Annotated in this window: 8 protein-coding genes and 1 pseudogene; 7 read left to right on the forward strand and 2 right to left on the reverse strand. The window is 54.8% G+C overall.

What is annotated here, in order from left to right; all coding sequences use genetic code 11:
- Positions 1-2298: hypothetical protein (locus tag RMSM_RS04550; protein ID WP_008692236.1), on the reverse strand; the 2298-nt coding region annotated here is incomplete at its 3' end.
- Positions 2299-2734: 436 nt separating this feature from the next.
- Here RMSM_RS04550 and RMSM_RS04555 point away from each other — a divergent pair.
- From RMSM_RS04555 to rarD, 5 genes are all read left to right on the forward strand, one after another.
- Positions 2735-3904 (forward strand): phosphonoacetaldehyde reductase, encoded by a 1170-nt coding sequence (locus RMSM_RS04555; RefSeq protein ID WP_008692238.1) that lies wholly within the window; start codon positions 2735-2737, stop codon positions 3902-3904.
- A 132-nt stretch (positions 3905-4036) separates the two neighbouring features.
- Positions 4037-4858 carry a phosphonoacetaldehyde hydrolase gene (gene phnX / locus RMSM_RS04560; protein WP_008692240.1) on the forward strand — a complete coding sequence of 274 codons (822 nt, stop codon included), beginning with the start codon at positions 4037-4039 and terminating at the stop codon, positions 4856-4858.
- Positions 4859-4962: 104 nt separating this feature from the next.
- A complete protein-coding gene (locus tag RMSM_RS36405; RefSeq protein ID WP_052031483.1) occupies positions 4963-5439 on the forward strand; it encodes a hypothetical protein in 477 nt (158 codons plus the stop codon).
- 123 nt (positions 5440-5562) lie between these two features.
- Positions 5563-6567 carry a ThuA domain-containing protein gene (locus RMSM_RS04570; protein ID WP_008692246.1) on the forward strand — a complete coding sequence of 335 codons (1005 nt, stop codon included), beginning with the start codon at positions 5563-5565 and terminating at the stop codon, positions 6565-6567.
- Between the two features lie 575 nt (positions 6568-7142).
- Entirely contained in the window at positions 7143-8099 is a 957-nt protein-coding gene (gene rarD / locus RMSM_RS04575) for an EamA family transporter RarD (protein ID WP_236622003.1), read from the forward strand.
- A 314-nt stretch (positions 8100-8413) separates the two neighbouring features.
- On the opposite strand, the gene RMSM_RS40655 is transcribed toward rarD, so the two are convergent.
- Positions 8414-8581, reverse strand: coding sequence for a hypothetical protein (locus tag RMSM_RS40655; RefSeq protein WP_160168228.1), 168 nt, complete (start codon positions 8579-8581; stop codon positions 8414-8416).
- Between the two features lie 210 nt (positions 8582-8791).
- On the opposite strand from RMSM_RS40655, the gene RMSM_RS04580 reads away from it, so the two are divergent.
- Positions 8792-9082 (forward strand): hypothetical protein, encoded by a 291-nt coding sequence (locus tag RMSM_RS04580; protein WP_040764104.1) that lies wholly within the window; start codon positions 8792-8794, stop codon positions 9080-9082.
- Between the two features lie 136 nt (positions 9083-9218).
- Positions 9219-9851, forward strand: a pseudogene (locus tag RMSM_RS04585) (hypothetical protein); the annotation flags it as partial.

Genomic DNA, 9851 nt, shown 5'->3' on the forward strand with positions numbered 1-9851 from the left:
CTCGCCCCTTGGTTCCAACACCGCAGGTTGATTGTTGACTCTGACGGTCCAGCGGTTCGCCATCGCGGCGGAAAAATCGGAGGCGTCGTTTTTCGATGCGGCCGAATCCGACACGTCACCGGAACTCGCTTCGGACGATTCATCCGAATCGGCTAAGTCTTCCGACGTGGCGACCGGCAACAGATCTCGAGATGAAATTTGAATGGGAAGCCGGCCTTCCAAATCCAAGCTTGAATTGACGATCCAATCAAGTGTGGTGTGTAAACTGCGTCCTTCGATTTCAATCGTGGCATCGCCTGCGAGTGAGATCGTGGGTGATTGTTGGACAACGTGCCCCACCAAGCTACCGGCAGCATCCGGAGGAATGATGCGGTAATTTGAACGCGGCGTTTCCACCGGCGAAGCACTCTCGGAATTGATCACCCGATCGACATTTTGTGAATCTTGCAGATCGACGACAAAGGACAATCGGCCTTGATTGGCCACCGCGACGGTTGCCGACTGCACCAACATGGTGTCTTCGATATCGGTAATTCGCGGCAGCAGAAAAGTGATCCCTGCATCGCCGTCATCCAGCACTGCCGAATCACGCAGCGGCGAGTCTTTTTCGGCGCTGATCGGCAAGTCGTGCTCAGCCACGATGCGAATCGGTGATGGATCGCCACTGGAAACCGATTCAAGATAGATTTCGTGCAGATTCCCGTTCAGCCCCGATTCAATTTGTTCGGAAGTCTCTTCGTTTTCAATCGAACGTAATCGCCATGATCCCATGTCGATTTTCAGTAGCGTTCCCTCGGCTGCGCGACCGCTGGAAAGAATGCGGTATTTGATGCGAGCGATCGAATCGTGAAGCGAGATTTCGGACTCGGTCGACAACCTCAATTGGCGGCGGGTGGTCGCTAACCAGATCGGCAAGTCAAACGTGGCACGATCGTAACGAAATAAATAAGAGCGTCCGGTTTCTTCGGTTGGTTGAGCCAAGATGCTTTGCACCCAGGGACGCGATCGCCATCGCAGTCGATAATCGTCGCCGGTTGAAATCTGGATCTCGCCCCGTTGCCGAAGAGCTCCGATGACTTCGGGGGCGCGAAAGACCAGCGGCGTGGATGCGTTCGGATCACTGGCGGAAAACTGAATGTCAAGATTTAAATCAATCCGCTGCTGACGCTCGGTTTCCGGAATCACAATATCAAGCAACGTGCCTTCGCCGTTGGTTGAGGGGCTGGTCGGGGATACCGGGCTAGTGATTTCAACCGATTGACCGTTTGACCCCAGCGTCGGTGTATCTAATAAAACGGCATTCTCAGGCAGTCTCAGCTTCAATGCGTTGATCGTTCCTCGCACGCTGCGGATAATCATTTGGCACGATGCAATCGGTTGGTCTTGTGGGGTGTCCCACTGAACGACAATTCGGCTGTTGTCGATTTCCAACAACGGAGATCCATCCGACGCGCGATCACGTTTTCCCCATCGCAAAGTGAATACACCGCCGCCGCTTTCGATGACAAATTCGGCGAAATTGGCAGCCGAACGCTGAGTTTGCAACACCTCGTCACCGCGTCCGACGATCTCGCCGGTAAACTGTTCGTCATCCGTCGTGATCCGTACCATCGATGGCACATCCGGCAGTTGGAATTGCAGCGAGTGGTTGGGCCCCGGCTCGACTCGAGCGGCGACGTTCATCGTGATCACCGCCTCACGACGTTGATTGGTCTTAACCATTAACACATGCCCGGAATCGTTGCCCGAAACCGTCATGCGATATTCGTCGAGTCCGCTGACGTCCGGCGGTCCCAACAAAAAGAAGTTTCGCATCCGCAGCGGAATCGCCACCATCCGCCCCGCAGTCGAATCGATCGTCAAGCGAATCACGATCTTCAATTCCGCTCGGCCTGGCGAAGCAGCGCCGGTAATCCCTTGCGATGCCGCCCCGGTGATCTCGAGCGATTGAAAATCAAACACTTGGCTGCGTGAATCAACGCCGGCTTCTAAATTTTGCAGTCGCTCGATTTCTTCGAACGTTGTCCCCGGCATCAAAACAGGGACGCCCGATTGGTCAAGGAACAAGAATCCTTTGACTCGCAGCTGACTGCCGCCGCTGGCCGAATCCGTGTCGCTAGAAGACTGCAGGATACTGCGAGGTGGCTCAGAACCGGGCCCTTGGGCATTCGTTTCCTTGCTGAGGGCAAACCCAATGACCAAAATCCCAAGCACCGCAATGCGTCCAAAGCTCCATCGCGGCACGACGTTGTTGCGGAATACCGAATCGTAGCGGATGCTCGTGTCCTCGATCTTCACTCCTTCCCGACGAACATCGGATCGGCGCGTTGCCGAAACGCAACACGCGCAAACGAAGCCGTTTAGAAGTGGAATCGGTGGCATCACAGAGAAGTGCAAGACAAGAGGGTTGCCGGGAACGATTGAAGAATAGGAAACTGGGGACCTCTGCAGCACTGAAGCCACGCGAAAATCTCCAAAACGAAACGAGGGGGGAAGCACCGCATGCTTTAGTCTCGACCGTTATACCCTATAGTCTACGCAAGCTCCGTAACCGGCAAAAGGAATTGGGCCTGCGTTCCTTCGCATATTAGCGTTGAAAAGGTGAAAACAGCGCACAATGCCACTAATCGCTGCAACCACACCCCTCTGCACGAGGGCGTGATGCACCCAACAGGATATTTCCCTTTGAGCCTTCCTTCGATTTCTGTTTTCGTCTTTCCGAACGGACAATAACGTGTCTGAAGCCCTGCAAAAAGCCTCGCTGTCGTCCGTAACTCTAGCCCCAGCCGCGCTTTCGGAGATCACCAGCATCCTCTCAAAGCACGCCGTCAAACGCGTATTTCTTGTGGTTGATCCCGTGGCCTCGGCCGCCAGCGGAGCGGATACCGTGCTGGCGGACGCACTGAATCATTGTGAAGTCACCCCGTTTTCAAAATTTCAACTGAATCCAAAATTAGAGGACGTGCAGCGGGGAATTGCGTTATTTCGCGACAATGATCCTGAGATGGTGATTGCTTTGGGCGGCGGAACGGCAATTGATCTCGCAAAAATGATCGGAACGCTGGCGGTCCAATCCAACGACGCACGCGCGATTGTGCTCGGGCACAACCAAATTCAGTGCGATGGACCGCCGTTGGTCGCGGTTCCCACAACGGCGGGCACCGGCAGCGAGGCGACTCATTTTGCCGTGGTGTATGTCGACGGCGACAAATACTCCCTCGCGGATCCGACGCTGTTGCCCGATTACGCACTGGTCGATCCATTGCTAACGCACAGCCTGCCTGCGCGAATTACTGCAGCCACCGGACTCGACGCGTTCTGCCAAGCGATCGAATCACTCTGGGCCGTCGGAGCCACCGAAGAATCGTGCGAGTATGCGACACAAGCTGCGCTGCTTTCCATCGGCCATCTGGTTTCATCCGTCCAAAATCCAACACCCGAATCCCGTATGGCAATGTGCCAAGCATCCCACTTGGCCGGCAAAGCAATCGACATCAGCAAGACGACGGCGTCCCACGCGTTGTCGTACCCACTAACGTCGCTGCACGGTCTCCCTCATGGCATCGCCGTTGCGTTGACACTCGCACCCATGTTGGGATTCAATTCCGAAGTGACGGCGCCGGATTGTGTCGATCCACGCGGTGTTGATTATGTGCGTCGGCGAATCTCAACCATTGTCGATCTGTTGGGCGCCACGGATGTGCCGTCGGCGTGCAAGAAAATTCGCTCCATTCTCAGCGATACTGGCTGTCCCGCTTCGCTCGTCGAAGCGGGCATCACACATCCGTCACAATGGGAACAAATCATTCGCGGTGTCAACGCCGAGCGAATGTCCAATAATCCCCGACGCACTACCTCCGACTCGCTGCTCCGTTTGCTGAGTGAATCGAACGACGATCAATAATGCGATGAACCACTACGTTCATTAAAAGGGGGCGGCGACCGCCGTGCGAATTCGTTGACTCGCAAAAATAAACTCGCAATCTTCATCCGATGCACACACGATTCGCATCCGTCGTCGACGATCATCCCGCTCATGAACACCCACCCAGCAAAAATCCGCCTGGTCATCTTCGACTGGGCCGGCACCACCGTTGATTTCGGATCGCGTGCTCCCGCCGCGGCATTTACCGACGTGTTTAAAGCACGAAATGTCTCGGTCACGAACGAACAGGCCTGTGCACCGATGGGGCTAAACAAGCGAGACCATCTGGTTCAAATGCTGACGGCTCCGGAGATTGCGACTGCCTGGCATGACGTGCAAGGCCGCGAATGGACCGAAGACGACGTTGATGATTTGTATGAGGCGTTTATCCCCGTGCAATTGGCGGCGATCGATCAGCATGCCGACTTGGTACCGGGATTGCTCGATGTCGTGCACGAACTGAGAAAACGCAATATCAAGATCGGCGGTACGACAGGCTACTTTCGTGCCGCGGCCGACGCGGTGGCACAACGAGCCGCCCAAGCGGGTTTCACCCCCGACGCGAACGTTTGTTCCGATGATGTCACCGAAGGTCGACCTGCACCGCAAATGATCCATCGCGTGATGCAGCAACTAACGATCGAAACGCCCCAACACGTCCTTAAAATCGGCGATACCGTTGCGGACATCAAAGCAGGCTTGGCTGCGAACTGCTGGTCGATTGGCGTTTGTGACAGCAGTAGTTTGATGGGACTTTCTCAAACCGAGTACGCACAGTTGTCCGACCACGACCGATCACAGCGTCTGAGAGAAGCCGACCATGTTTTCCGTCACGCAGGTGCCCATGCGGTGATCGACACGATCACCGAATTGCCATCGCTGATTGATCAAATCAATCGCTGTGAAAACGTGCAGCCACATGTGCTGGTGTGAACAAGACGCGGCAAATGCGATACCATTGACGACGCACCGATCGACCGACGAAACTAGGCTGCAAAAGTGGCAATACCAGGTTCAACGGACGCTCGGGCGTGGCGATGGCAAAACAAGAACGAGATCGAGAAGACTTGCTGCGTGACGGTCGTCAAATGGCGATTCGCGGCGAAACAACCATCAACGGCACGGTCGTCACCATCGGTTTCCGCGGCGCTGGTCAGTTGAGTCTGTATTGTGGTGCTGACCCCGTGTTCCAATTCAATGCGGACCAGCAACTTCGCCGCGTGTTTTTCAAAGAAATCCGCTACGCCGCCGATGCGGGGCGTCTGATCCGTTTGCATCGAGTTTCTCGTGGCGGCAAAGTTCAATTCGATTCGGAACCGCTGTCCGAAAACGACCATGCCGCCCTTCTCGACTCGCTCGGCCAATGGATCCGCGATTTGCGTTTGATCGTAACGAATAAGCGGGCCGAGTGGAGAGTCGCGGATCAGCAAGATGTGGCTTTTTTCTCGCAGTTGACGCGGTGGATCGACGCATTGCCGCAACCGATCGAAATCGCCGATTCGCCTGGCCTTTAGCCGGACTTGCTTGTTTTTTGCTGCGATAGTCAACTACACTGATTCGCACACCGATTTGGCGGCCCCTCTCGGGCAGCCAGGTGCTCTACCGTCCGCTTCCCCTCGATTTTCACCGAGTACGCCATGATCACCACTCGCTTCGCTGCGTTTTTGTGCCTCATCTTTGTCTCCGCCTATTCGCTCGCGGCGGATCGACTTGTCTTTGAACCCGCGGCGGGCACCGCGAATGGTCGCCATATCGTGTTGATCTCGGGCGACGAAGAATATCGCACCGAAGAATCGTGCCCCATGCTCGGAAAAATCCTCAGCCAACGACACGGTTTTAAATGTACCGTACTGTTTGCGATCGATAAGGAAACCGGCGTTATTAACCCAAACGATAATTCCAACATCCCAGGACTGGAAACTCTGGCCGATGCCGATTTGATGATCATTGGAACGCGGTGGCGTGTGCTTCCAGACGAACAGATGGCACCGATCTTGGATTATCTGAACGCAGGGAAACCTCTGATTGGGTTTCGCACCTCGACCCACGCGTTCAAGAGCGGCAAGTATGGCGGTTACAACTGGGCCAATTTTGGAATCAACGTGATTGGCGAAAACTGGCACAGCCATCACGGGCAGCACAAGGTTCAAGGCGGACGTGCCGTGGTCGTCCCAGAAAACGCTGACCATCCCGTTCTGAACTCCGTCTCGGACATCTATACCGCATCGGATATCTATGGTGTCGTGCATTTGGATCAGGAAGCGGCAACGGTATTGCTACGTGGTGCGGTGATCGAAGCGTTGGATCCTGACGCCCCCATCGTCGAAGGCCCGATCAACGATCCCATGATGCCGTTGGCATGGCTAAAGAGTTACACATCGCCATCGGGTGAAACCGAAGGCAAGGTGTTTGCAACGACCGCCGGTGCCGCAGTCGATCTACTGAGCGAGGACCTGCGTCGATTGTTCGTCAACGCCGCCTATTTTCTGACCGACCAAGAGGTTCCTGAAAAGGCCGACGTCCGTTTTGTCGATCCGTACGATCCTTCGTTCTATGGATTTCAGCCCGCCGACTATTTCATGCAACGTGGGCTGAAACCCGAAGACTTTGAACTTGGCAAATCCGCCAAATCGCTCAAGTAAATGGATCGCCTAACGCATCCCCTAGATGCTCATGCAGCCACGGTAACGTTCACGACTCAGACGTTCTCTGAAACGGTTGAGTCGTGACGTCCCCCCTTTAACGAGGCAGACGCTGAAAGCAGGCCGCCAGTCAAGCAGACAGCCAGTCAAGCAGGCAGGAGTCCTTCGGTTTGTTCACCGTTTCAGCCAACACTGCTTACTCGTCCGCACCAACAACGGGTCGCGAATACCGCATCGGCGGACGCCTTGGGTAATTGGACATTGCTTAAAACGAGTGTGAACGGCGCCGGTTGCATCAATCCGGGATGATCCGCCGTATTGGTCCCGTCTACAGAATCGCCCGCTGGTAGACGCAACAACTTCGAGACGTCAGCACCAGGGCAAATGTTCCGGTGAACGTCTTCGTGTGTTTGGGTGTCACAGCGATGTCGGCACGCTCGCGGCAGAAAAGGGAAGATTCCAGGCCCCAGTTGATAAAAGCCGAGCGGTCTGGCCCTCATCCCCTCTACCTGGACCGAGTTCGAGAGTATCGTTCGCATACGCTCGCCCCCATCCATCCATTTTTGAGCTCCGATTTGAATTCGCCCGCAAATACAACCGCCCCATCGCCGCTGGATTTGCGTTTCGGGTTCTTCTGTGCCGTCGCTGCGCACACCTTGTGGGGGCTGTTCCCGATTTATTGGCGACAACTCGGCAACGTCGACGCCACCGAGTTGGTATGGCATCGAATCTTGTGGTCATTCCTGATGCTGTGCATCATCCTGCCGCTGGTGCTTCGCAAGGGAAACTTGGGAGGTTATCAAGCGTTTGCAACTGCCGTTCGATCCCCCAAGGTTTGGGCGATCTATTCGCTTGCAGCGGTGATGATTGCGATTAATTGGTTGGCGTTCCTGTGGGCGGTCAAGAACAATCGCGTGCTCGAAGCGTCGCTGGGTTATTACATCAATCCGCTGATGAATGTGATGTTAGGGGTGATTGTTCTGGGTGAGAAACTCGGGCGAACCCAGTGGATTGCGGTCGCGGTGGCCGCCGTAGGGGTTTTGGTAATGTCGATCGCAGGCGGCCACGTTCCCTGGGTTTCCCTGGCGATGGCGAGTTCATTCGCCTTGTATGGACTGATTAAAAAGAAGACGCATCTGCCTGCGATCGTTGGATTGTGGTTCGAGATGGCGGTCTTGTTTTTGCCCGCGGCTTACATCATTGCATCCGGAACGTTATCAGGCGACAGTTCCGTCGTCGGATCCAGCTTGACAGTAAAGATGATGTTGGTCGGCGGCGGGTTGGTCACCATCACCCCGTTGATGCTGTTCGCGGCGGCCGTTCGGCGAGTGAATTTGTCGACGATCGGGATTCTGCAATACATCGGCCCTACGCTGCAATTTATTGTCGGTGCTTTCGTTTTTGGCGAACCGCTCGACACATGGCGAATCCTCGGTTTCGGATTTGTCTGGTTCGGACTGGTCATCTTCTTGGTCAGCCCAACATTGCGATTGCGGTTGGCCAGCAAGCAGGTTTCACTGAGCCGCAATTAATCATCAAGTTTGCGGATTTATTGAGCTGCGACGCGTCAGCGGCCGTCCGGCTTAGGGTGACTCTAACAACTCGCATTCGTTCTTTTTTAAGGCCGGAGGCCGACACATATACACAGTCATTGTGTCGGCCTCCGGCCTTTGCAGCTCATTCGCTACATCCCGTGGCCTTACGGCCACGGCAGAGGATGTATCGGCCTCTGGCCTAAGCCGGACGTTCTCGTCAGCGGTCGGGTCTCACGCACGACCCGGTGCCTCACGGCCCACGGCTCACCGCTGCGATTTGAAGCCGGATTAAATCAACAAATCGTCAAAGGCTATCGCTGTGTTTGATCTTGCATAATCGTTGATTCCAACAGCACACCAACAGCGAATCGGCAAACGAATTCGCCTTTGAATTCTCGCATTTGCAACAATTTGCCGTACTTGATTGGCATCTCCGCGAACTCCGCCATTTCGTGCATCACCGCTGTCGAACGTACCAACGGTGCTTCTCATGCGATCGATTCCTTTTGAAATCCGCTGACGTTTTCACGTCGGTTACGACGATTGGATTGTTATTCGCCAAGGTTGGTCCCGTTTGTCGAACACCAACCGATCCCTGTCGCTTCGTCCCTCTAATCCATGTCACTCGTGTCACGCCGACCTCCCGATTTGAAACGCGGTGGCACGAGACAGCTAAGGCTTTGATTGTCATGACAAGATATCGCCACCGCTACTTCTTATTCGGTTTACTACTTGTGTTGTTCGGTGTTCAGTTCCGCATGGTCGATTCGTTTGTCCTGAATGAATCCACCACGCGTACGTTGGCCCGATTCAGCGAAACGACGACCGCGAATAACTCGACGACACTTGATTCGATCTTGTTGCGGGTTCATCCGAAACCGATGAAACGCGTTCAACCACCTCGTTGGTTGGGGCTATCCATGATTGCGTTCGGCGCCGTGATTACGCTTCACGCGTTTGCGATGCCAAAAGAGAATTGAATTCACACAGCGGATTCAAATTTGCAGATTCCACCGACCTGATGCGATTTGCCCCGTTCGTTCCCGGCCAGCATGGAAGCCGATATCCGAGGAACTGTTTCATCCCCTGAAACCGTTACCACTGCGATACACTGTCATGCTGTTACTACCGCTATTGCTGTTGTGGGCCCGTACGCCAATGTATTTCTCGCGATATCTGATGGCATGCCTGATCCCGACCACAACGCTGATAGCGGTATTGACTCCGTTGTTCGTTGGCACGCTTGATGGCAGCGTTTTGGCTGCGGATCGCTTTGGCGACGATACCGAACAGCACTCAGCAGCAGGTCAAAGTCGCAGCGACTTCGATAGCCCTGATTCCCGCAGTCCCGTGCTGACGCATCACAATTCGCTGCGTCATCAATTGCGCGAAGGGACCGTGATTCCACAGATCACAGGCCAAATCTCGATGTCCGGTCGCCGTTGGCTGTTCACCCCAAGCGATCAGAACGGTGGCGAAACTCAATCACCCGACAACCGTTTGCGAAAAACCGAGACACATCTCCGTGAATCGGTTGAAAACAACGCTATTTCTCGTGTGTTTACCACGTCGATTGAAACGTACGAGCAAGAGACTAAGACGCTTCAACCCTCCAAGCAGTCCAAGTCACTTGAAATCGTTGAGAACCTCGTCTTGCAGCGGGTCGTCAACGCAATTCGCGCCGACGCCAACGACAGCCAATGGACGATCACCGCACGCGTCACCGAGTTCTTTGACGAAAACCGTCTG

The sequence above is a fragment of the Rhodopirellula maiorica SM1 genome (assembly GCF_000346295.1).
Classification (GTDB): Bacteria; Planctomycetota; Planctomycetia; order Pirellulales; family Pirellulaceae; genus Novipirellula; species Novipirellula maiorica.

Bases quoted from the DNA above. Each gene is read 5' to 3' on its own strand.
- phnX (WP_008692240.1), top strand. From the start codon at position 4,037: ATGAACACCCACCCAGCAAAAATCCGCCTGGTCATCTTCGACTGGGCC.
- RMSM_RS36405 (WP_052031483.1), top strand. From the start codon at position 4,963: ATGGCAAAACAAGAACGAGATCGAGAAGACTTGCTGCGTGACGGTCGT.
- RMSM_RS04570 (WP_008692246.1), top strand. From the start codon at position 5,563: ATGATCACCACTCGCTTCGCTGCGTTTTTGTGCCTCATCTTTGTCTCC.
- RMSM_RS04580 (WP_040764104.1), top strand. From the start codon at position 8,792: ATGACAAGATATCGCCACCGCTACTTCTTATTCGGTTTACTACTTGTG.